General features: G+C 43.4%; 21 protein-coding genes and 3 pseudogenes. 4 read left to right on the top strand and 20 right to left on the bottom strand.

Going from position 1 to position 22,184, the window contains the following annotated elements; genetic code table 11:
* Nucleotides 1-552: 552 nt before the first annotated feature.
* The 3 genes from GFC30_RS03920 to GFC30_RS03910 all read right to left on the bottom strand — a co-directional run bounded on the left by GFC30_RS03920 (nt 553) and on the right by GFC30_RS03910 (nt 2,720).
* Nucleotides 553-966: an RDD family protein gene (locus GFC30_RS03920; RefSeq protein WP_066322993.1), complete on the bottom strand. Its 414-nt coding sequence runs from the start codon at nt 964-966 to the stop codon at nt 553-555.
* 73 nt (nt 967-1,039) lie between these two features.
* Nucleotides 1,040-1,348, bottom strand: coding sequence for an Mpo1-like protein (locus tag GFC30_RS03915; protein WP_066322992.1), 309 nt, complete (start codon nt 1,346-1,348; stop codon nt 1,040-1,042).
* Nucleotides 1,349-1,511: 163 nt separating this feature from the next.
* The gene (locus GFC30_RS03910; protein WP_066322991.1) at nt 1,512-2,720 is read right to left on the bottom strand and encodes a S1C family serine protease; all 1,209 of its coding nucleotides are present in this window, start codon (nt 2,718-2,720) and stop codon (nt 1,512-1,514) included.
* Between the two features lie 163 nt (nt 2,721-2,883).
* On the opposite strand from GFC30_RS03910, the gene GFC30_RS03905 reads away from it, so the two are divergent.
* Together GFC30_RS03905 and cdr are read left to right on the top strand one after the other, a co-directional pair.
* Complete coding sequence (locus GFC30_RS03905; RefSeq protein WP_066322990.1) at nt 2,884-3,240, top strand: rhodanese-like domain-containing protein; 357 nt, start codon at nt 2,884-2,886, stop codon at nt 3,238-3,240.
* A 21-nt stretch (nt 3,241-3,261) separates the two neighbouring features.
* A complete protein-coding gene (cdr, locus tag GFC30_RS03900) occupies nt 3,262-4,908 on the top strand; it encodes a CoA-disulfide reductase (RefSeq protein ID WP_066322989.1) in 1,647 nt (548 codons plus the stop codon).
* 25 nt (nt 4,909-4,933) lie between these two features.
* Here cdr and GFC30_RS03895 read toward each other — a convergent pair whose 3' ends face one another.
* On the bottom strand, nt 4,934-5,620 hold the full coding sequence (locus GFC30_RS03895) for a hypothetical protein (RefSeq protein ID WP_148660356.1): 687 nt from the start codon (nt 5,618-5,620) through the stop codon (nt 4,934-4,936).
* 83 nt (nt 5,621-5,703) lie between these two features.
* On the opposite strand from GFC30_RS03895, the gene GFC30_RS03890 reads away from it, so the two are divergent.
* Together GFC30_RS03890 and GFC30_RS03885 are read left to right on the top strand one after the other, a co-directional pair.
* Nucleotides 5,704-6,090, top strand: coding sequence for a hypothetical protein (locus tag GFC30_RS03890; protein WP_066322988.1), 387 nt, complete (start codon nt 5,704-5,706; stop codon nt 6,088-6,090).
* Between the two features lie 230 nt (nt 6,091-6,320).
* Entirely contained in the window at nt 6,321-6,986 is a 666-nt protein-coding gene (locus GFC30_RS03885) for a hypothetical protein (RefSeq protein ID WP_066322987.1), read from the top strand.
* Nucleotides 6,987-7,051: 65 nt separating this feature from the next.
* Here the strand turns inward: GFC30_RS03885 and ltrA are convergent, their stop codons facing one another.
* The 16 genes and pseudogenes from ltrA to GFC30_RS03805 form a co-directional block, all read right to left on the bottom strand.
* On the bottom strand, nt 7,052-8,311 hold the full coding sequence (gene ltrA / locus GFC30_RS03880; RefSeq protein WP_066322684.1) for a group II intron reverse transcriptase/maturase: 1,260 nt from the start codon (nt 8,309-8,311) through the stop codon (nt 7,052-7,054).
* Nucleotides 8,312-8,897: 586 nt separating this feature from the next.
* Nucleotides 8,898-9,557, bottom strand: a pseudogene (locus tag GFC30_RS16825) (sensor histidine kinase); the annotation flags it as partial.
* Between the two features lie 21 nt (nt 9,558-9,578).
* Nucleotides 9,579-10,112 (bottom strand): BclA C-terminal domain-containing protein, encoded by a 534-nt coding sequence (locus tag GFC30_RS16820; protein WP_066322986.1) that lies wholly within the window; start codon nt 10,110-10,112, stop codon nt 9,579-9,581.
* 256 nt (nt 10,113-10,368) lie between these two features.
* On the bottom strand, nt 10,369-11,523 hold the full coding sequence (locus GFC30_RS03865; protein ID WP_066322985.1) for an RNA-guided endonuclease InsQ/TnpB family protein: 1,155 nt from the start codon (nt 11,521-11,523) through the stop codon (nt 10,369-10,371).
* A gap of 517 nt (nt 11,524-12,040) precedes the next feature.
* Nucleotides 12,041-12,409, bottom strand: coding sequence for a YkvA family protein (locus tag GFC30_RS03860; protein WP_066322984.1), 369 nt, complete (start codon nt 12,407-12,409; stop codon nt 12,041-12,043).
* Between the two features lie 16 nt (nt 12,410-12,425).
* The gene (locus GFC30_RS03855; protein ID WP_066322983.1) at nt 12,426-13,667 is read right to left on the bottom strand and encodes an MFS transporter; all 1,242 of its coding nucleotides are present in this window, start codon (nt 13,665-13,667) and stop codon (nt 12,426-12,428) included.
* A 21-nt stretch (nt 13,668-13,688) separates the two neighbouring features.
* Nucleotides 13,689-14,228: a Chromate resistance protein ChrB gene (locus GFC30_RS03850; protein ID WP_066327107.1), complete on the bottom strand. Its 540-nt coding sequence runs from the start codon at nt 14,226-14,228 to the stop codon at nt 13,689-13,691.
* Nucleotides 14,229-14,929: 701 nt separating this feature from the next.
* Nucleotides 14,930-15,394, bottom strand: a pseudogene (locus GFC30_RS17770) (IS66 family transposase); the annotation flags it as partial.
* Nucleotides 15,381-15,668, bottom strand: a complete 288-nt coding sequence (locus tag GFC30_RS17765) for an IS66 family transposase (RefSeq protein WP_066322982.1) — start codon at nt 15,666-15,668, stop codon at nt 15,381-15,383. The pseudogene GFC30_RS17770 and the gene GFC30_RS17765, both read right to left, overlap by 14 nt.
* A gap of 538 nt (nt 15,669-16,206) precedes the next feature.
* The gene (gene rlmD, locus GFC30_RS03835) at nt 16,207-17,586 is read right to left on the bottom strand and encodes a 23S rRNA (uracil(1939)-C(5))-methyltransferase RlmD (protein WP_066322981.1); all 1,380 of its coding nucleotides are present in this window, start codon (nt 17,584-17,586) and stop codon (nt 16,207-16,209) included.
* Nucleotides 17,587-17,670: 84 nt separating this feature from the next.
* Nucleotides 17,671-18,597 (bottom strand): diacylglycerol kinase, encoded by a 927-nt coding sequence (locus GFC30_RS03830; protein ID WP_066327104.1) that lies wholly within the window; start codon nt 18,595-18,597, stop codon nt 17,671-17,673.
* Nucleotides 18,598-18,821: 224 nt separating this feature from the next.
* Nucleotides 18,822-19,343, bottom strand: a pseudogene (locus tag GFC30_RS03825) (IS66 family transposase); the annotation flags it as partial.
* A gap of 145 nt (nt 19,344-19,488) precedes the next feature.
* On the bottom strand, nt 19,489-19,800 hold the full coding sequence (locus GFC30_RS17330; protein ID WP_066322980.1) for a hypothetical protein: 312 nt from the start codon (nt 19,798-19,800) through the stop codon (nt 19,489-19,491).
* A 45-nt stretch (nt 19,801-19,845) separates the two neighbouring features.
* Complete coding sequence (locus tag GFC30_RS17325) at nt 19,846-20,034, bottom strand: hypothetical protein (protein WP_066322979.1); 189 nt, start codon at nt 20,032-20,034, stop codon at nt 19,846-19,848.
* A 133-nt stretch (nt 20,035-20,167) separates the two neighbouring features.
* On the bottom strand, nt 20,168-21,499 hold the full coding sequence (locus GFC30_RS03810) for a sensor histidine kinase (protein ID WP_066322978.1): 1,332 nt from the start codon (nt 21,497-21,499) through the stop codon (nt 20,168-20,170).
* Entirely contained in the window at nt 21,496-22,182 is a 687-nt protein-coding gene (locus GFC30_RS03805) for a response regulator (RefSeq protein ID WP_066322977.1), read from the bottom strand. Before GFC30_RS03805 ends, GFC30_RS03810 begins: the two co-directional genes overlap by 4 nt.
* Nucleotides 22,183-22,184: the final 2 nt, after the last annotated feature.

Below are 22,184 nucleotides of genomic sequence, written 5' to 3'. Positions count from 1 at the left end.
TTTATGTAAGCGCTTTATATTTAATCAAGCCCCTCCCCCTTGTTTATTAATTAAGAATATTTTTAGTTATTCTAATATTAACATTAACAAAAAGGAAAATGCAAAAAGTTTTTTTCTAGAATATTTAAAAATGCTTATGAATGTTTATAAATCGTTTTTATAAATATTTTGAAAAAATTTATATATGAATGAATATACTTTCTTCATTTGAAAATGGCATAAAAAACCGCTCCTCGATGAATAAAAACTCAAAGAGGAGCGGGTTTCCTTGTGTATCAAAATAATTGTTGCACGAGTGTTGATTATCCATTATTTTACTAAAAATATAGAATCATATGGCTGACCACAAGCTTTTCTGCCTTTTCCCTCGAACAAGAACGCCGGCGGGCAAATGACATTTGCCCGCAAAGCGTTCATTGTTCGAGGAGGGCATGCGTACAGCATGCCCGTCGGCAAACGTACCGTTTGCCGACAACGGCAGAAAAGCTAGGAATAGAGCGATGCCAACTGGTTCTTATTGGTTAATCAACACGCCTGTAATTGTTGTCGTTTTTACTCCTTCACTTTCGGTTCGGTCGTTACGTATGTCCCCGCGAGGAAGTCGTGAATCGCTCGCTTATCTTCGCGAGCTGCTACCATAATAGCACTGACTAAGAAAGCAATCCCTAGCGTAAGCCCATAAATAAGGTAGGCGACAAAGGAGCGCAAAAACATCGCGCCAACGCCAAGTTTCTCCCCGTTTACCTTCACGATGCGAATGCCGACGATTTTCTTCCCTACTGTATACCCTGACCACGCAACCGGGATAAGCCACATGTATAAGATATTCATGAGCGAAGTGAACCAATTTCCTTCTGCTTTTCCAGTAATTAAATAACCAATAATGCTTAACGGAATACCGATAATAAGACCGTCTAAAAAACTTGCAAGCAATCGTTTCCAAAAGCCCGCTGGTTTTGTCACCATGCGCTTCACTCCTTTCGTTTTGCTACTATTACTATATGCTTTACACATGCGCCTCATTCGAAGACAAGCTGCGCTACTCTAGTTCTTTTTCTAATTTTCCAAGCAACATGAGCCGATACATCCGAAAATCTGCCCGTAGCGACCAAAGCGGATGGCCGAACGTCGCCGGCTTATTCCCTTCGATAAAGAAATGGCTAATCCAAGCAAACGAATACGCCACGACTGGAGCGGCTAATATCCACCAAGCGTTCCATGTTACAACCGCCGTGACAAGAAAAATAAACACAAAACTAGTCCCGATAAAATGCCAAACCCTCGTTGCTCGTTTGCGATGCTGCGATAAATAAAACGGCCAAAACTCTTCATAGTTTTTAAACTCCATTGGCATACCTCCAAATTTAAACGCTTTTATTTTTCTATTCTACTTACGTAAAAAAATTCCTTTTTTATTATTTCTATGCATTCATGCCTAAAAAAATTGCGGCCATTCGTCTAAACGATGACCGCGATTTTTTGGTAAACAATGAGTCTTGACCGTATTCTTTTTATTGATTATTCCGCTCACTTAATTGAAGGGAGATTGTCATGCGTTTGCCGTTACGTAAAATGTGGAGTTGAACAGTTTCGCCAACTTTTGTATTCGTATATAAGTATTTTCTTAATTCGCTGACGTTGTTAACGGTTGTGTCGTTAATCGCTGTAATAACATCCTTCGCTTGCAGCCCTGCTTTGGCAGCTGGCGAAGAGGCCTCTACCGCTGTGACAACGACTCCGTTCGTTTCATTTTCTGGCAATCCAAGTTGCTCAAAACGAACATCCGCTGGGATTTCGCTGACATCTCGCAGTCCGACCCCAAGATACGGGCGTTTAATTTTTCCATATTGCATCAACTGCTCAATAATTGGTTTCGCATCTTGAATTGGGATGGCAAATCCTAGCCCCTCTACCCCCTCTTGGGCAATTTTCAAACTGTTAATGCCGATAACTTGTCCAGCACTATTAATCAATGCTCCGCCGCTATTGCCAGGGTTAATCGCGGCATCGGTTTGAATGACGTTCAACTCCCACTCCCCTGCCGATGTTGAAACAGGAATCGTTCGTTTACCGCTGACAATCCCTTCTGTTACTGTTCGCGACAAATCTAAGCCGAGCGGGTTGCCAATTGCCGCGACTGGCTCGCCGATACGAAGGGCAGACGAATCACCAAAGCTAGCGACTTTTTGCACATGTGTTCCGTCAATTTTTAATACCGCTAAATCTGTTAGCGGATCCGCACCGACAACCGTCGCTTGAACACGTTTCCCTTTTCCAAGCGATACTTCTACTTTATTCGCCCCTTCAATGACGTGATTGTTCGTGACAATGTAGGCGCTATTCCCTTCTTTTTTAAAAATAACGCCTGATCCAGTGCCAGCTTCTTGCTCGGAAGAAGAGCCAGAGAAAAAGTCCATTTGTTTTTGAATGTTGACAACACCAACGACTGCATCGGCTACTTGATTGATGGCCGTAATCATATTGTTTGCAGTGCTAGCCGTTTGTTGAAGCGATAGAGTATTTTGTGTTGTTTCTTGCTTTGTTTCCGTTGAAGCAGTTTCTGTTTGTTTCACTTTTGTAGATAGCATTCCTACATGCGGTGCGGCATAGAGCGTCACCCCACTTCCAATCACTGCTCCGATGATGGAAGCAGATAAAACAGAGAAAAATCCTCGCTTTTTCACTGGTGGTGTCGTGTATTCATACGGTGTCATGTTCATCACTATTCCTCCTTGCTGCATTTCGTTTTCTAGTTTCAGTGTAAAAAAGAAAAGTGAAAATATGGTGAAAACAAACAAGCACTTTTAAACACCCTTGACAAATCAACTAATAATTGTTAATATACCTTATGGGGTATAAGAATGGAGGGATGTATTCAGCGACATGGAACTATTGCTTGCTCTAGTTGTTAGTACAATCATATACGAGCTGTATATACGATACGTGCCAGTTTGCGGCGTTTCCATGATTTCAAAGACGCAACTACCTAATATAAAACACGCTGCTGTCATTGACTTGCGCGAATATAACGAGGCAACGGCACTTCCTGTTCCAACGGCAATTCCTTTGCCACTATCGTACATCAAGCGTAATTACCATCAAATTCCTTATAAAGAGGTTATTTTGATTACATCTGATGCGATTACGACAAATTTAGGGGTACGCAAGTTGAAGCGATACGGTTTTCAAATAAAGGGAGTATGTTGCTTAGAAATCAACCCAACAATAAAAACAGCATAAATTTTATGGGAGGGGCTACTAATGAAAAAAATGGTTATCGTCGGCGGAGTTGCAGGGGGAGCTACCGCCGCAGCGCGTTTGCGCCGGTTAAGCGAAAAATATGAGATCGTTATGTTTGAACGTGGGGAATATATTTCTTTCGCCAATTGCGGATTGCCGTATTATATTGGCGAAGTCATTACCGACCGGAAAAAACTATTAGTGCAGACGGTCGAAGGCATGTCCAAACGGTTTAAACTTGATATTCGCAACTTTAGCGAAGTGACGGCCATTCATCGCGACCGCAAAACGGTTGCCGTGAAGCATGTCTTGTCAGGAGAAGAGTACGAAGAAACATACGATGTACTCATTTTATCCCCTGGCGCAAAGCCAATTGTGCCGCCAATTCCAGGCAGCGAGACAGCCGACGCGCTCTTCACACTTCGCAACGTGCCAGATACAGATAAAATTAAGGCATACGTCGATCAACAACAGCCAAAACACGCTGTCGTCATCGGCGGTGGATTCATCGGCGTCGAAATGGCTGAAAACTTAGCCGAACGCGGGGTAAACGTTACACTCATCGAACGGGCAAATCAAGTAATGCCGCCAATCGACTATGAAATGGCAGCGATTGTGCATACGCACATGAAAGAACACGGTATTCAACTTATGTTAGAAGATGGCGTACAATCGCTTGAAAATAACGGTCGCCGCATCGTCTTAACGAGCGGGCAAGTGATTGATACCGATATGATTATTTTAGCCATTGGGGTGCAGCCAGAAAGTCAACTAGCAAAAGAAGCAGGGCTTGAATTAGGCATCCGCGGTACAATTAAAGTGAATGAGCATTTACAAACGTCCGACCCGAACATTTACGCGATTGGCGATGCGATTGAAGTGAAAAACTACATTCACGGTTTTGAAACGTTCGTTCCGCTCGCGTGGCCGGCAAACCGGCAAGGGCGGCTCGTTGCCGACCATATTCACGGAATCGATGTAAAATATAATGGTACGCTCGGAACAGCAATTGCGAAAGTGTTTGATTTAACGGTTGCGGTGACAGGAAATAACGAAAAAACGTTAAAACAGCTCGGCATTCCGTACGAAGTCGTCCACATTCATCCAATGAGCCATGCAAGCTATTATCCAAACGCCCAGCAAATGACGCTAAAGCTCATTTTCGATAAACAAACAGGAAAAATTTACGGAGCACAGGCGGTTGGAAAAGATGGGGTGGACAAACGTATTGATGTCATTGCTACTGCTATTAAAGGTGGATTGACTGTTCGCGAATTGCCAGATTTAGAACTTGCTTATGCGCCTCCGTTCTCCTCTGCGAAAGACCCGGTAAATATGGCTGGGTACGTAGCATCGAATGTGATGGACGGTATTGGGACGGTACAATGGCACGAAATTGATGACATTGTGGCTAGCGGTGGCTTCCTCGTCGATGTCCGCACCCCACTGGAAGTGGCACGCGGCGCTATCGATGGGTCTGTCAACATTCCGCTCGACGAACTTCGCGAGCGATTGCATGAATTACCGAACGACCAACCGATTTATGTCACTTGCCAAGTTGGACTACGCGGCTATTTAGCCACTCGTATTTTGCAAGAAAACGGATTTGTCGCGAAAAACTTAGATGGCGGCTACAAATTGTACTCCTCCGTATTTAGGGCGAAATAAAAGGGTGTCCTTAGGGCACCCTTTTTTAAATCGTCCATTGATCGTGAACAATCCCCACTAAATACCATGTTTCTCCTTGTTTTTCCAATACAAGCCGTAAGCTTCTCCAATCCATTCCGTTATATTGCTTATCAAAACCGGTAAAATGAAACTCGACAAATACGGCGTTCGGGTATACGTCATGAATGTTTTCTATTGTATTTCCCTTCCCGATCACCACATTGTTCCCAATTATATGCGGGTTAGCAAAATCAACATCATATACAAATTTATGAAAATAGTCTTGGAATGTCATGTCAATCGGCTGTCCGGAACCGTCAAACGTACCAAAATGATAAATATGCTTGCTTTCCATTAAAGAAGGAAGTTCGGTTTTCTTAAAAACAACGTCGCTGTCGGGGTTAACATGACCGTACGGGCTAAAACGCACTCCTTTTTCTGGATGAACGTATGTCGCTACTTTTTTCATGTCTTTTGCTTGAAGTGCTGTTACTACATCAAGCGCCGTATGCAGCACATCCTTGTTCACGTGTTGTTCGGACATTTTTTTCGTCAATTTTTCGTTTTCTTGTTTAAGTTCATGGATGACTTTTTGTTGTTCTTTCACTTGCGCTTTTAATGCATTTATTTGTACGCCGTCATTTGTCTTATTCGTGCAGCCAGAAATGACAGTCACCAGAAAAATACTGACAAGCAGCCATTTTCGTTTCATTATCTTCTTCCCACCTTTTTGATTCGTAAACGCTTTCGTTTTATGATATAGTGAAAGCAACTCGTTGTAAAGGAGTGACAAACATGCTCAAACTTCTTCCTAAATTTCCCTTCCGTTGGGTTTGGTTAACCGGTGGCATTTTTCTTCTACTATTTATTGTACTTTTATTGTCGCGTTTTATGTTGCATATGGAAATCGATTCAAAAAATGTTACTGCTTTTTCGCTTATTTCACTCCTTTTAGCCATTGCAGCTGGAATTGGCGGTTTTTTCGGTGGGACAACTTACTTCTCCGTTTCACTTACCTTTTATGCAGGAGGAGTCTTTTATTTACTTTACCTTTCATGGACGCGAGCAAATGACGGGTGGAGTGATTTAACAAGCATCATTTCCTTTCTTTTTGTTGCAGGGCTCGGCATCGTTTTCGGTGTTGTAGCGCAATTAATTCGTATATTAACGAAGCGACAATGACACATACACAATCTATGCCCAAAACGTTATTTTCAAATTTCTGTGAATCATTTATAATATGGATGGGAAACGATTATCTCCACACGTTCTGCACGACAACACCATCTTTTTCCTCAATCACTTACTCTACACGCTCGTTTCCCCATTTCTCAAAGAAAGGAGCGATTCATCACCACACGCCGCTTTTCCATGGTTACCATCGTGTATTTTTCGTAGAAGGAGGGATTTCTTTGGAAGTGATATTGCAGAAAATTTTGGACAAGCTCCAAATTATTGAACATGAAGTAAGCGACATCAAAACGAACATGGCAACAAAGCAGGAGCTGGAAGAAGTAAAGCAGAACTTCACAACAGAGCTTGAGGACATTAAAGCCAACATGGCAACAAAACAAGAGCTCGAAGATGTGAAGAACAGTTTCACAAAAGAATTGGAAGATATTAAAGCAAATATGGCGACGAAACAAGAACTGGGAGAAGTAAAGCAGGACTTCACAACAGAGCTTGAGGACATTAAAGCCAACATGGCGACAAAACAAGAGCTCGAAGACATTAAAGCCAACATGGCAACAAAACAAGAGCTCGAAGACATTAAAGCCAACATGGCAACAAAACAAGAGCTCGAAGACATTAAAGCCAACATGGCAACAAAACAAGAGCTCGAAGACATTAGAGCCAACATGGCGACAAAACAAGAGCTCGAAGACATTAGAGCCAACATGGTTACGAAGCAAGAGTTTATCTTTGTTCAACAAGCAGTGCTTGAGACGAATGAAATTGTTAAGAAAATAGAACAAAACATGGAAAAGCACGAACGAATTTTAGATCTTCTTTCTAGACGTTCAATTGAACACGAAGCAGCTATTTCTAGCATTCGTCTTATTAAGGCAATCGAGTAGGAGGGGGTGATTAACCCCCGACCTCTCACACCACCGTACGTACCGTTCGGTATACGGCGGTTCCACTAAGATTGACGCAGAAATTCGTAGCGATTATACAGACTTTTCAGCCCTCGTTGGCTCCAATAGGAGTTGTCGAGGGTTTTGTGTAGAATTGGGCTGTGGGCGATTCGCCAGTATTTCTTTCTGGTGTTTCCCCATTCGTATGCTTTGTATTCTGGAATCCCTAATCCAATCAGCTTTCTAACTCTTGTTTTAGGTTTCTTCCATTGTTTCCATTCACACATTCTCAGCCTTCTTCTTATCCACTCGTCTATTTCTTTGAATTTGCTCGGGGTATCTGCTAGCGCGAAGTATCCGCACCATCCTGTGAGGTATTGGTTCAGTCTTTCCACCCTTACTTCCATCGGATAAGGCTTCGACCGAGAAGTTATTTCTCGTATTTTTCTTTTCAGCCGTTCCATGCTTTCTTTGGCTATTCGCACCTTTGGATCTTTGTGAAAGGTGAAACTGAACCCTAGAAACTTCCGTTTCCACGGACGGTCTACTGCTGATTTCTCTCTGTTTACCTTCAATTTTAGGTGCTGTTCGAGGAAGGTCGATACCGATTTCATCACACGCTGTCCTGCTTTCCATGACTTCACATAGATGTTGCAGTCATCCGCATATCGGACAAATTGGTGCCCCCTTGCTTCCAACTCTTTGTCCAATTGGTCTAGGAGAATGTTGGATAGAAGTGGACTAAGCGGTCCTCCCTGCGGTGTTCCTTCTTCCGTTATTTGGACAACCCCATTTATCATGACTCCTGATTGAAGATATTTTCGTATCAACTTCAGTAGGATGCGGTCTTCGATTCGCTTGGCGAGTATCCCCATCAATTGGTCGTGATTGACTTTATCAAAGAATTTCTCTAAGTCTATATCGACCACCCAGCGGTAACCCTCTTTGATATATTCTTTCGCCTTCCTTACCGCATCATGAGCCCTCCGATTCGGACGAAACCCATAACTATTTTCCGAAAAGGTTGGGTCAAAGATTGGGGTTAACACTTGAGCGATTGCTTGTTGAATGAAACGATCTGTCACGGTAGGTATTCCTAACATCCTCACTCCGCCATTTGGTTTCGGGATTTCGACACGACGTACGGGTGCAGGTTGGTAGGTTCCTGTTCTTAACTCTTCCCGGAGGGAGTCCCAGTTTTCATAGAGATGTCTTCGTAGGTCTTTTACGGACATTCCATCGATGCCGTGACTTCCTTTATTTTGTTCCACTCGTTTGAGCGCCGTTAGAAGATTTCCACGTGACAAGATTCGTTCCATTAACATCTTCGCTTCCCTTTCTACGTGAACGAAGGTTCTCCTTATGCCAGTTCCTGCTCCACCCTCTTAGAGTCCCCCACGGGATTCACCGCTTCCTCCTCTAAGTAAGTCCTTTCGGATTGTCTGTGTTCTTCACAGGTACTGAATGCGTAGATTTCGTTCTCTCTTCATGGTTCAGTCCTTCCCACCCTTTCTCGAGCAAGGATGGTACTATGACCTCTGCTGACTTCTGATTGTTCAGCTATCCATCACTGGATAGGTTGCCAAGGGAACTCGGCATTCCAATCAGACCTCCCCGGGTAAGAGTGCAGTCTTTCCTTCCATCCATCTGCTTCATTTACTCGATATCACCTTCGGCAGAAAGGGCTTTGTTTTGTCGCGCAAACTCACCCAATGATACCTAGCCTCTTATGAAGTTCGTGTTCCTCAGACCGGAAGTTTGCCGCTCGCTTCCTTCAGATTCCGCGTCACCACGGACACCCTTGCGTTAAGCTAACTGCTACTTCTGCCTTCGCAGTTCGGGACTTTCACCCTATAGACTACACCCATGCCGGACGCACACGTGAGCAAGGAGAGAGGGTTGCCTCTCTCCTTAATTCGATAGCGGGAGCTGAACGGTAAATTCCGCGCCTTCTCCTAATTGGCTATGAACAGAAATTTTTCCTTGGTGAATTTTTACAATATTGTCTGCAATCGCTAGCCCTAACCCACTGCCACCAACAGCACGGTTGCGCGATTTATCTGCCTTGTAAAAGCGTTCAAAAATACGCAGCTGATCTTCTTCGGCAATGCCAGGACCATTGTCTGAAACAGTAACAATAGCGGTGTTGTCTTGTTGCTGGAGCTGAATTGTAATCGTCCCACCTTGTGGGGTAAACTTAATCGCATTATGAAGCAAGTTCAACCACACTTGGCTTAGCAAATCTTCATCTGCCGTAATGACTACCTTCTCAAGCATGGCACACATTTCAATCTCTTTTTCCATCCACTGTGGCTCACATTTGAGGATGAGTGACTGCAATTGTTTATCTAGGCGGTAAGATGTAGGCTGAAACGGATATCGGTCAGAATCTAACATCGCCAAACGCAACAAATTATCGCTCAACTTCGACAGACGGACGCATTCTGTTTCAATAATGTCGAGATAATGGATTCGCTGTTTGTGAGACAAATGTTCGTTTTTTAACGCCCGAGCAAACCCACGAATCGAAGTAAGCGGTGAACCGATCTCATGAGAAACATTTGAAATAAAATTATTGTTACGAATGCTCAACTACCTTAATTTTTTAAGGACAATAGAAGCGTTTACGTTTGCTTGTGTTCCTCCTATTACAGACGCAAGACCAACTGCTGCAGCAGAAGAATGATTTCGAAGGGTAAGAACATCGTTGGCTGCCATAGCAATTATAGCTTGACCGTTGTTTTGCTGAGTACCGGCACCTGAACCGTAGACTGTTCCTGGAACCAATACTCCATTTAAAAATAGTGCGAATTGGTTGGGTTCTGTACCTGACACAGAGAAAGTAACCTCGTAGTCTCCCGGGGTAGTAACTACAATTTGAGCGGTTCCGGGGATATGCGTAATCCCAGGTGTCAGTATTCCATTTGAATCAAAAAGGACGTCAGCCTCTATAGCTACCGTTTGAGGAGTTAAGTTATAAATATACCCGTATTCGGATAATCCACCTCGATCTGGTGGTCCTGATGTTACAGGTCCATGTACTGTCACCGCTCGCCCGTTAATACAACCACACCTTACTTTTGGCTTATTATTACCATTACAATTTTCCCCTATATGTTCTGACAATATGTTTCACCTCTTGTCACTAAGATACCTCAGTATATGAAGAGGGTCATAAGTTTGTTTAGACAAGTTATGGGTTAAGTGCTTATATATATAAAAAATAGACCTTTTAAGCATCCAAACCAAAAGTTATACTTGTGTTCAGTCATAATAAAGTCATTCGTCAACTACCCCCACTTAGCTAACGCTTGAAGTGGAGGCTTGCAACTCCCCAGAAGTGCGAGCGGACTTCGTCCTCCTTCCTTGACTTGGGGTTGCATCATGGGGCAGGTTGACGACTACCCAACGACGCAAGGGATCCTTGTGTCGTTCCTTCAACGATGTACTCCATTCCTTTTCGTTGAAGGTTCATGGCACCAATGCGGTCATCGTTTGATGTGTATCCGCATGTTCGGCAACAAAAGGTGTGTGTACGTTTCTTTCGGTTGGCTTTTTCCGTATGCCCACACTTTGGACATGTCAAAGATGTGTAATGTGGAGCAACCACAATCACTTTTGCCCCATGCAAACGTGCCTTATACTCTAATAGGTGACGGAACTGATAGAAAGCCCACGATACGGTTTCATATCGGTCATGGATACATACGCGTTCTGTTTTTTCACGAATGCCTGTTAAATCTTCTAATACAAAAAGGGTACGTTCTCCATATTGACGAACGAGTGCCTTCGTGACGGCATGGTTCACATCCGTCATCCAACGGTTTTCTCGTTGTCCGATTTTTTTCAACTTCCGACGCGCAGAAGCCGTACCTTTTTGCTGGAGGGTTTTTCGCATTCGTTTGTACTTCGCACGCATATGCTTGATTTTTCGTCCGTTAAAAAAGGTTGTTTTCCCTTGCGAATCATAAGCTACTGCAAGAAAGTTAACCCCTACATCGACACCGACCACTTGGCGAATGTGGTGTTCATCCACTGTTGGAATCGTTTTGGTCATGGGGATGTGCAAAAAGAATTTGTTATGCTTATAGACGAGTTTTGCTGTACCAAACGTCCATGAGCCATCAAAATATTGTTCCATGCCTTTTGGTTCGAACGGCACTTTGATTCGTCCTTCTAGTGTATTGACAGAAAATACACCTTGAACAAGCGAATAATCTCGATTCCAAACAATGTCATATTCAGGTTTTTTAAAGCGAATCAATGTCCATTCATGACCATTGCTTTTTAGGGAACGGTATCTAGCGATAACGGTCTTGATCACAGATTGCGCCATTTGCGAACGCAACGCGTAGTTTGCTCGAAGTTGACGATAGGTCATGTCGTGCAACTTGGCTTGTACAAGCACTTTTGTGTCAAAAATCACAACAGATACAGCGTTGCATGCTTGTCGATAAGCGGAAAGGGTGGCTTTCAATAATTGTGCTTGTTCCGCTGTTGGGTAAATTTTTATTTTGGCTGTTAACGTCATGTCCATTTGTCTCACCTCTATTTCACTAAATATATTTTTTAGTGATACAAAAACACAAAAAAAGCGATTCCTCCCCCACTTACTCCCTTTGGTCGTTAAAGTGAGGGTCTCCTCGCCAAAGATGATGAATCGCTCATTTTCTCGATTTTTGATTCGATTTTTTCTGCCATTACTTTATTATGTTTGAGAATAAAGTTGTGGCAGGGAATGAGGGGAAAGGCTTGAAGATGAAGGGTTTCCCCTTTTCCCTCTTTCCTTTCCCTTGCCTTGCTCCTGCCCTTTTGCACAACTTTATTTTGATTTTGGCGGAAGTTTATTGTGAATGGCAAGAGTTTATTTTGGCTTTACAATAAGTTCTAGTTTCGCAACACATTCGACATGGCTCGAGAGGACAGCATTGATGTCATTGGCTGATTTTTGACCCCTACGTATAAGGGAACATATCAATAGGTTTTTTTCTGTTTTTCCGGAAACCGACGTTCGCGGGAACATATCAAACAAACTTCACAAGAACGATCACCCTTTATATAAAAATTTTCCAAGGTACTAATGAAACTATTAATATCCAAAAGACTATAATTGGTATTGCATAGTACCACTTTTTAGGTTTTCCATCTTTCCACATACCTTCTGCTTCAGTTTTGCATATCTCCATTATTTCATCTGGAATAAATTTTATTGCCAAAGCTGCCAACAATGGAAGAATGATAAGATCATCCAGATACCCTAACACAGGTATAAAATCAGGAATGACATCAATCGGTGACAATGCGTACCCTACAGTAATCCCTGCAATAATCTTAGCAGCAATTGGCGTATCTTTTCTCTTCATTGCGATGAAAAGCGCAGGAATATAAATTTTTATAGCCTTTGCTTTCTCCTTAAGATTCATTTCTCGTACTCCTTTATTAAGATTTCACCTGATGGCTATTCTTTATCATATTGTTCATCTTGAAATAAAGAATTATGGCTATCAATTCTGTAACGCAAGTAAAAGCAATAATCATTCCAATCAAATTCATATCGTAGAACAATCCCATTAATGTGGCTCCACCGAGCAGAGCCAATCCATAGCTGGTGTTGAATACACCATATCCTGTGCCCCTCTTATCAAATGGTGTTATATCCGCAATGGCAGAACGCATGACCGTTTCATGTGCTCCCATGACTATACCAAAAACAATCATACCAATAACGATGAGTGTTGCTGAATCGCTCAATGTCAAAACAGGTAATAACATTGTCATGAACGGAATTGCCATCAAAACCAGAATACCTCCAGTTCTCCTTTCCGTCTTCATTTTAAGTCGATCATAAGCTTTCCCGACAAGTAGTGCTGCAGCAGCATCTACAATCATTGCTGCCGAATACACCAGTGTTATATTCCCGTCAGACATCAGGTTATTCGCCTTCAGATGATAACCCACTGTGCTGAAATTCACAAAGCCTAATGTGCAAAAGAAGGTGAAGACAGTATAGATCCAGAAAATTGGTTTGAGGTGCTCTGAATGAAAATCTTTTTTTACAACTGCAGGTATGAGATGATCACGCTTAATCCTTCTGTAGGCATACATCAGGAATAGCATCAGAATTATAAATGGTGCGAAAAGTGATTTGTACCCTAACTGGTACTGTGTAATACCGTTCTTACCAGTAAAATAAAAGACTGCTGTAAAAATAAGAGGACCAATGAATGCGCCAATCTGGTCTAGGGCTTCCTGAAGTCCAAAAGCAAATCCTACCCCAATCTGATTTTCTGCAACTCCTGAAAGAATGGTATCTTTAGCCGGACTTCGCAGAGCCTTTCCGATTCGCTCCATCAATATTAGCACAACGAGAATATTCCAGTTCATCGTGAATCCTATAAGAGGAACAACCAGCAGCATACCATAACCAAGAAACATAAAAGGCCAGTGCCTGCCGCTCCTATCAGACAAAACTCCTGCGACGAGCCTAAGAAAATATCCAAGGAACTCCCCTATACCAAAGACCAGACCGACTTGAGCCGCGCTGATACTCAGTAAATTTAAATACTGACTGTTGGCGCTTCTTGCTGCTTCATAAACTACATCTCCAAGCATACTTATAATGCCAAATATGATGATCACCGTAACGGCCGGTGTAAAACGATTTTTAGATTGATTACTCATATTCTGTGACCTCCCTTATCATTATTCTTCTTCATTTGCTTTATAAACCTTGTCACTAAACTCATCTAGCAATTGCTTGCATCTTTGCAGAACTTCCTCTGCTTGTTCTTTTAATGGGGCAACAAAAAAGTCTCTTAATGTTATCTTCTTTAACCACTCCACAAGCTTACTGTATTCATCTTCGTTTTCTTCAAGCTCAACAAATGTAAAGTTTTTTCTTTCCGTTTCCTTCTCAATTTCACGAAAGTAATCATCGCATTTATCCAAAAACTCCTGATACTCTTCATCTCGTACTTTGTTGAACAGATTAACGATATCTTCGTCACTCCCTGCATTAAGGAAATCAGCATTTGCAATATAAGCGCTGCCACCATTTTCGATTATTTCTTTTGATATTTCATTGAAGGTTTCTAAATGCTCTTCTGAAACAGGAAGAGCCCACATCGATTGCCCAATGCTAACAGATCCGCATTTTTTTAATTTTCTCCACACACTTACCCTTACGCTCGATTGTTCTTTTGGTAAAGTGAAATTCAATATCAACCATTCTTTATCGTACAAAATATCCACCCGCCTAATGTAATACTCATTACTTGTAATACTCGTTACATTCTATCAATCATCTATAATATTGTCAACGGCAAAAAAATACCGCCAGCTAGAAAATAATTCTCCTCTACTGGCGGTCACCATATATTTTTATCTCGAATGTATAGCTCAACGTTGGACTGAAATTTTACTTACAGTGTCATCGAAGACGTTTATCTTTTCAATAAGCTTTTAACAAGCTCCTCATACTAATCCCACATGACTATAGTTACCGTATCTACATAAAGAGTCTTTTTCCCACATTTAGGGCATGGGAAGGATGCTAAGAGCTCATGTTTTTCATCCGCATCACAGTCCTCTGTAAAGTCACAATTAACTCTCTCAAGTACAGATTTACATTTAGTGCATTTATACTCAGGTTCGAAACTTCCCCCGGGATAATCGTAAACGTCAAATAGCCCCCACCTTTTTGAAGGCCGGGGCTTGGGGTATTATTTATATAAATGCACATTGAAGTGTTAACATTTTTCGACTGTCGGGCGACCGAACAACACCGCTCCCAGACAAATGAATTTGTCTGGGAGGCGGCTCGTTGTTCGGTTCTCTGTCACGCGAATGCGTGACGCAGGCAAGCCTTTGGCTTGCCTCCGACAGTCGAAAAAATAAGTTAAACTCCCCAGTTGCATGTATATAGTTAGCTGCTGAAAAGCAATACATGAAACAGGGAGTGTGGTTGACCAAGGAAGCATTTGATCCAATGCGTTCTTGTCTGACAAATCCATATTGGGAAGCTTCTCAAAAAGATAGCGAAGGTAGTAATATGGATGTAAATGATTCGCTTTCGCTGTCTCCACTATGCTGTAGATGATGGCACTTGCCCGTGCACCTTGTGGTGTATTAGCGAAAAGCCAATTTTTCCTTCCGAGGCCCACCGATTTGATCGAGCGTTCGCTGCGATTATTATCGATCTCCAGTCGCCCATCCTCTAAAAAGGCCACTAATTTATCCCATTGGTTCAGACAATACGCAATGGCTTTTCCTAATGCGCTCTTTGGCAACACGTGCTGTTTTTGCTTTTGAAGCCATGACAAAAAAGCGTCTATGATGGGTTTGCTTTGCTTTAGACGTTCTTCCTACCGATCGTTAAGATCTAATTTTTTTAATTTACGTTCCACCGCAACACGAACAGACCTGCTCTTCATCGGATAAACGGTATTCGACCGTTTCGACAGGAAGGTTTTCCAGCATCGCTTCGCGTTGACCGCGTGTTTTCCGACGGCGCTGATAACGAATGGACTCCAACGTAGGTTCCGGCAACTCAAGGTTGGATTCGTTTTCTACTTCGTTGAATAGTTCCAATTGACCAGGAAGGGTTTTTTCGCTCGAAACGCCAAAGCGTTTATGTTGCAGAAGGCGAAGTTGTTCTTCATACCATTTTAATTTGGCTTCCAACTCCTGTTGCTTTTTTAGTTCCGCCTGTCATTCTGCATTTTGCTTTTCCAGCATTTCTAAGCGTTGGAGGAGATCTTCAATTATCCTTTTTTGTCTTCAGCTACTTGACAAAGCGAAAATTTTTTTTTATGCAAAGCTAATGGGCACGGATATAGGGGCAAAACTAGGTGGGGAGAATTTGACGCTTACGTCTAAAAAAAGGTGTAGATGGTCGCGAACATTTCTATCGCTTGGATATGGGAAAAACGACAGTCAGGAATAAGGTTCGTGGTATAACATCAAACGAGGAGCTTGATAGAATTTTCTATACTGATGCTATGCGAGAAGACTAAATTATACATCTATCCTGTCTCCTCAACCCCTATAAAAATAGGCGTTATCTAATCTGTCAACTCAACCCTATCGCTTTTAGGCCAGTTGATATGTTCCCGCAAACAATAAAAATAAGGGCTTCCTGACACTGTCTCCTCAGGCAGAACAGCCAAAAGAAAAGAACAATGTCTGGAAACCTTTTGTTTATGGGCGTTTTCAGCCCTACTCATTTCTCCACCCTTGACATCAATACTACGCACTCCACATGCACGGTGTGTGGGAACATGTCGACCGGCTGGACTTCAAGTGTTTTGTATCCATCGTCTTCGAGGATACGCAAATCGCGGGCGAGGGTGGATGGGTTGCATGAAACATAGACGATGCGCTTCGGTTTCATGGCGATCATCGTCTGTAATAGCGTTTCGTCACAGCCTTTGCGCGGCGGGTCGACGACGATGCAATCGGCTTTCACCCCTTGTTCATACCATCTCGGAATGACCGCTTCCGCTTCGCCAACGGCAAATTCGACGTTTGTAATGCCGTTTAGCGCTGCATTTCGCTTTGCATCCTCAATCGCCTCCGGAACAACTTCGACTCCATACACTTTCTTTGCTTTTTTCGCTAAAAAGAGCGAAATCGTCCCGATGCCGCAATAGGCGTCAATGACCGTTTCCTCTCCTGTCAATTCGGCATATTCAAGCGCTTTTTCATACAACACTTTCGTTTGTTCAGGGTTCACTTGATAAAACGAACGAGCAGAAATAGCAAAACGAATGTCACCGATATAATCGTAAATGTGTTCCGAACCCCAAAGAACGCGCGTATCTTCCCCCATAATGACATTTGTTCGCTTCGGGTTAATATTTTGCACAATCGATTTTACATTTGGGATGCGATCAATAATCGCCTCAATAATTTTCTTTTTATGCGGCAACTCTTCCGTGCGTGTAATCAAAACGACCATTACCTCTTTCGTCGTTGCCCCATAGCGAGCCATAATGTGGCGAAGGACACCTTTATGCGTTTGTTCGTTGTAGGCTGGGATGTTATATTGCTCGCAAATCTGCTTCACCGTTTGAACGACGATATCGTTCATTTCCTGTTGGATCAAACACGCGTCCATATCGATAATGTCATGGCTGCGCTCTTTGTAAAAACCGGCAACGAGTCCCCCTTCACGCTCACCAACAGGAACTTGCGCTTTATTGCGGTACCGCCACGGATCACTCATGCCGAGGACAGGATGAACAGCGACATCTTCAATCTTTCCGATGCGCGCAAGCACTTCTTTTACATGTTTATACTTCGCCTTTAGCTGCCCTTCATAGCTTAAATGTTGCAGTTGGCAGCCTCCGCATTGCTTGTAAATCGGACACGGAGCGTCGACGCGATCCGGGCTCGGTTCATATAGCTCAATTAAACGCCCATAGCCATAGCCTTTTTTCACTTTAATGACTTTAATTTTTGCTTTTTCCCCCGGTAGCCCGTTCGCCACGAAAATCGGAAAACCGTCAATTTTTGCCACGCCGGCGCCATCGTGCGTCAAATCTTCAAAAATGACATCATAGTATTCGTTTTTTGCAACTGGAGCTTCTACTTTTGCCATTGTTTCTACTTCCTTTTCGTGAAAATGCTGCATTGATTGTATCACACGATTGGTGTGAACACAAAAAGAGAGCAGGATTTTCACTTAAAATCCTGCCCTCATCTGCTCAGCCTTTTCCTTTGGAACAAACACTTCTAAATGTCGATATAAATTGACGAACTCACCCGGCAACAAGCCCCCGTATTCGCCGTCCAAATTGAGCTGCATATTGTTCGGGGCGGTTACTTTAATACGGTTGGCTTTTGTGTATATTAGATTCGGGTCGTTAATATGCTCCCCTCTCGAAGCGAGCGTCACGATGCGGATAAATTCCGCCAAATTCGTCTTCTTTAAAATAATTAAATCAAACATCCCGTCATTTAACGACGAATCGGGCGCCAATTTTTCAAACCCACCGACGGAATTGGTGAGCGACACTAAAAACAACATAATTTCACCTTCATACACTTTCCCGTCATACTCAATTCGCGCTTCGGTCGCTTTAATCGACGGTAACATTTCAATCCCTTTTAAATAGTAAGCAAGCTGCCCAAGCATCGTTTTTAGCTTGCTTGGCACTTCATACGTCAACTCGGTGAGACGACCACCACCGGCAATGTTAATAAAATAGCGCGTCTTCCCTTCGTTCATCACACAGCCGATATCAATCGGCACCGCTTCCCCCGTCGTAATGACTTCACATGCTCCTTCGATCGTGCGCGGCACCGCGATCGCCCGCGCAAAATCGTTCGTCGTGCCAACCGGAATGATGCCCAGCTTCGGTCGGTATTCTTGGCTAGCAATGCCGTTGACGACTTCATGAATCGTCCCATCCCCCCCAGCAGCAATAACAAGGTCAAATTGGCGTTCAACTGCCGCCCTAGCAGCTTTTGTGGCATCCCCCGCTCCCGTTGTCGCATGGCAAGAGGTTTCATATCCTGCCTGCTCAAGCTGAATGAGCACGTCCGGCAAATGCTTCTTAAACAGTTCTCGTCCTGACGTTGGGTTATAAATAATTCTGGCACGTTTCATCCCCATCATCCTATTTCATTTATTTTTCCATCATTTAACATCATACCAAATGAACGAGCGCGTTGCAATTGCTTCGCATAAAAGAAAGCCAGCTCCACTGAGCCAGCTTACTGAAACATTTCATACCAAATTTTTATCACAGTTGCGACGATAAGCGCAAGTAAGATATATTCAAGGTAAACGTCAAATAGCCCCCACCTTTTTGAAGGCCGGGGCTTGGGGTCTTATTTAGTTAGCTGCTGAAAAGCGATACATGAAACAGGGAGTGTGGTTGACCAAGGAAGCAGTTGATCCAATGCGTTCTTGTCTGACAAATCCATATTGGGAAGCTTCTCAAAAAGATAGCGAAGGTAGTAATATGGATGTAATTGATTCGCTTTCGCTGTCTCCACTATGCTGTAGATGATGGCACTTGCCCGTGCACCTTGTGGTGTATTGGCGAAAAGCCAATTTTTCCTTCCGATGACCACCGATTTGATGGAGCGTTCGCTACGATTATGATCGATCTCCAGTCGCCCATCCTCTAAAAAGGCCACTAATTTATCCCATTGGTTCAGACAATACGCAATGGCTTTTCCTAATGCGCTCTTTGGCAACACGTGCTGTTTTTGCTTTTGAAGCCATGACAAAAAAGCGTCTATGATGGGTTTGCTTTGCTTTAGACGTTCTTCCTACCGATCTTTAGGATCTAATTTTTTTCATTTACGTTCCACCGCAAACAGTTGGTTACAGAAATTCAGACCTTCCGTTGCGGTCACTGTTGCCGCATTCTTCAACATAACGTTTTCAACACCTTCACCACATCGGCAAAATTACTCGTTTTGAACAATATGTGTTGCAGCACCCAGATGAAGTGTTGCGCCGCATCGGGTGTGCTGCGTGAACCAGAGGTTAAAATGTCAATTTGGATGTATATAGTTGATGCGCACTGCGTTCGATCGCTTTCCCCGTTTCTTTGATTTCTTGCTTTATTTTCTGTCCAATCGTGTGAACCGTTTCGGACACCGCTTTTTTCCCATCGTGAACGACGTGCTTGATAGCTTTCTCCGTCTTCTTTTCCGCCTCGTGAAATGCTTTTTGTGCCTTCTCGCTAATATGTACCGTATCTCTCACTGCTTGTTTCGCGGCATGTTCCACTTTCTTTTCAACGTTTTGAATCGCTTTCTCCACTTGTTTCACATCATGTGCGACGTGCTTTACCACTTGTTCCGCTTTCTTTTCCGCTTGTTGAAAAGCTTCCTTTGCCTTTTAGCTAATGTGCACCGTATCCTTTACGACTTGTTTCCCCACTGGCTCGACTTTCTTTTCTACTTGCTGAACAGCTTGTTGAATGGTCTTCTCTACTTTTTTGACTTCATTGGCGACATGCTTGACCGTCTGCTCTACCTTTTTCTCGACCAAATGCCCTAGTTTGCTTAATGAATTCCAAAAAGACATCTCCCCGCCCCTTTGACTCAGTCATGTTTGATCAATGATTTATCCATTTTTGCGATTTTGTGTACAATTCATAGTAAGTTTTCCTTTTAATTATTGATTCGTATTTTCCATTCTACCCTAAACTCTTCTATTGTCAGCGAGGAAGCTTGATTCGAAAGGTGGTCCCTTGACCAGGGGTGCTATCGACATCGATTGTTCCCCCATGAGCCAATACGAATTCTTTGGCGATGGTCAGCCCCAATCCGGTTCCACCTCGATTTCGCGTTCTGGCTTCATCTGTGCGGTAAAATCGCTCAAACAAAAAAGGCAAATGCTCGGGCGCGATGCCGATACCTGTATCTGAAACGGAAATTTGCAACAGGGTGGGTTCTTCGTCGATTACCACGTTTACCGTTCCGTTCTCAGGAGTATAGCGGATCGCATTAACCAGCAAGTTCAGGAACACTTGGGTAATTCGGTGCGGATCGACGCAAATCGTTGCGTGGTTGGTCGAACAAGTCAGATGAATACAAATGTTTTTTTCTTCCGCACTGGGAGTCACCCGCTCGATGAGCTGTTGCAAAAGGCTTTCCATATTCGTTGGTTTCCGTTCGAGCGGAAGTTTACCGGCCTCGGCTAGCGACAGTTGATGCAGATCTTCTACGAGACGGGTCAGTCTAATCAACTCATCTTGCAGCGGTAGCAGCCTCTCGGGATCAATGGGGCGGCGCTGTTGCTGAAACCAATCGAGTTTTCCGCGTAGGATCGTTAGGGGTGTTCGCAGTTCATGAGCAACATCGGCCACCAAACGTCGGCGAACTTCCTCTGCTTGTTGCAACTGTTTTGACATCTCGTTGAACGTTTGGGCCACTTTACCGTATTCGTCCTTGGTAATCACCGGCGCCTGAACGCCGAATTCACCTTTTCCGAGACGGTCAATCGCGGTAATGAGCATCTCAAGCGGCACCGTGAGCCGTTTCGACAACCAGAAGGCGACAAAGAGAGAAAGCAACACCAAAATAGCGGCGCTAAGCAAGGATAACGTGGTGACAGAGCTCGTGATTCCCCGCCGTACTTTGACCATAGTTCCGATTTCACGGTCATAATAATGCAAAAAAGCTACTGTTTTCCCATCTGCTTGTACCTTAGTCGAGATGCCTAGTCCAATCATCCATGACGCAGGAATGTCTCCCGTCGCATATAGTTGCTCACCTTCTAGGGACAAAAGAACCACCCCCACCTGTTCGTGTCTTTTTATGATAGCCGTGTCGAGGTGGATATGTTCGATGCCGTTCCAAGAATGATGATGTGTTTCATAATAATAGGCAAATATGTTCGACAGCTCTTTCATTTCTTGGCTTCGATCCACCTTTAGTACCACGTCCAGTATATCGACGACGACCACCTTGATGATGAGGGAAAACATGATTCCCATGCCGATAATAAGGGCGGCCATCGAAAGAAACAGCTTACGCCTAATGCTCATATCTGTTCACCGAACCGATAACCGAATCCATAAACCGTTTGTATATAGACAGGACGGTACGGGTCATCTTCAATTTTTTTGCGGAGGCGGCTGATATGAGCATCAACGGTCCGTTCATCGTTGAAGAGGTCATCTTCAAAAATGCTTTGCAGCAGCTGCAGACGGCTATAGACGACACCTGGTTTTGCGGCTAGGGTAAGCAACAGCTTAAATTCGGTCGGCGTTAAGGCGATTTCTTTCCCTTGTTTCCATACGCGGCATTGCGCTTCGGAAATAGCCAAGTTTCCTCGTTTCATCATTTCCTCCTGATTTTCTTGCCCCTCCATTCGCCGCAATACCGAGCGAATGCGGGCTGCCAGTTCTCTCAAGGAAAAAGGTTTGGTAATATAATCATCCGCTCCTACCTCTAAGCCAATAATTTTGTCAGTTTCCTCTGTTTTCGCTGTGACCATGATGATGCCAACATGGCTCGTCTTGCGCAGTTCACGGCATACGTCGATCCCACTCATTTCCGGAAGCATCCAGTCAAGCACTACAAGAGATGGCTTTACTTCTTTAGCTTTTTGTAGTGCTTCTTTTCCTGTTTTAGCAGTGACGATTTCAAATCCTTCTTGTCGCAGAAATGGCTCCATAAATTCGAGCACTTTTTCTTCATCATCCACCAACAGCAATGTATGTGACATCC

The organism is Anoxybacillus amylolyticus (assembly GCF_001634285.1).
Lineage (GTDB): Bacteria > Bacillota > Bacilli > Bacillales > Anoxybacillaceae > Anoxybacteroides > Anoxybacteroides amylolyticum.
The sequence above is the reverse complement of the archived record's forward strand: the minus strand, read 5'-3'. Positions and strand labels throughout refer to the sequence as shown.

Excerpts from the sequence above, each read along its gene's own strand:
- GFC30_RS03920 (WP_066322993.1), bottom strand. The coding sequence starts at position 966 with ATGGTGACAAAACCAGCGGGCTTTTGGAAACGATTGCTTGCAAGTTTT.
- GFC30_RS03895 (WP_148660356.1), bottom strand. The coding sequence starts at position 5,620 with ATGAAACGAAAATGGCTGCTTGTCAGTATTTTTCTGGTGACTGTCATT.
- GFC30_RS03910 (WP_066322991.1), bottom strand. The coding sequence starts at position 2,720 with ATGAACATGACACCGTATGAATACACGACACCACCAGTGAAAAAGCGA.
- GFC30_RS17325 (WP_066322979.1), bottom strand. The coding sequence starts at position 20,034 with ATGTCTTTTTGGAATTCATTAAGCAAACTAGGGCATTTGGTCGAGAAA.
- ltrA (WP_066322684.1), bottom strand. The coding sequence starts at position 8,311 with ATGTTAATGGAACGAATCTTGTCACGTGGAAATCTTCTAACGGCGCTC.
- GFC30_RS03890 (WP_066322988.1), top strand. The coding sequence starts at position 5,704 with ATGCTCAAACTTCTTCCTAAATTTCCCTTCCGTTGGGTTTGGTTAACC.
- GFC30_RS03905 (WP_066322990.1), top strand. The coding sequence starts at position 2,884 with ATGGAACTATTGCTTGCTCTAGTTGTTAGTACAATCATATACGAGCTG.
- GFC30_RS03805 (WP_066322977.1), bottom strand. The coding sequence starts at position 22,182 with ATGTCACATACATTGCTGTTGGTGGATGATGAAGAAAAAGTGCTCGAA.
- GFC30_RS03830 (WP_066327104.1), bottom strand. The coding sequence starts at position 18,597 with ATGAAACGTGCCAGAATTATTTATAACCCAACGTCAGGACGAGAACTG.
- GFC30_RS03865 (WP_066322985.1), bottom strand. The coding sequence starts at position 11,523 with ATGGACATGACGTTAACAGCCAAAATAAAAATTTACCCAACAGCGGAA.
- GFC30_RS03855 (WP_066322983.1), bottom strand. The coding sequence starts at position 13,667 with ATGAGTAATCAATCTAAAAATCGTTTTACACCGGCCGTTACGGTGATC.
- rlmD (WP_066322981.1), bottom strand. The coding sequence starts at position 17,586 with ATGGCAAAAGTAGAAGCTCCAGTTGCAAAAAACGAATACTATGATGTC.
- GFC30_RS03915 (WP_066322992.1), bottom strand. The coding sequence starts at position 1,348 with ATGGAGTTTAAAAACTATGAAGAGTTTTGGCCGTTTTATTTATCGCAG.
- cdr (WP_066322989.1), top strand. The coding sequence starts at position 3,262 with ATGAAAAAAATGGTTATCGTCGGCGGAGTTGCAGGGGGAGCTACCGCC.
- GFC30_RS03810 (WP_066322978.1), bottom strand. The coding sequence starts at position 21,499 with ATGAGCATTAGGCGTAAGCTGTTTCTTTCGATGGCCGCCCTTATTATC.
- GFC30_RS03860 (WP_066322984.1), bottom strand. The coding sequence starts at position 12,409 with ATGAATCTTAAGGAGAAAGCAAAGGCTATAAAAATTTATATTCCTGCG.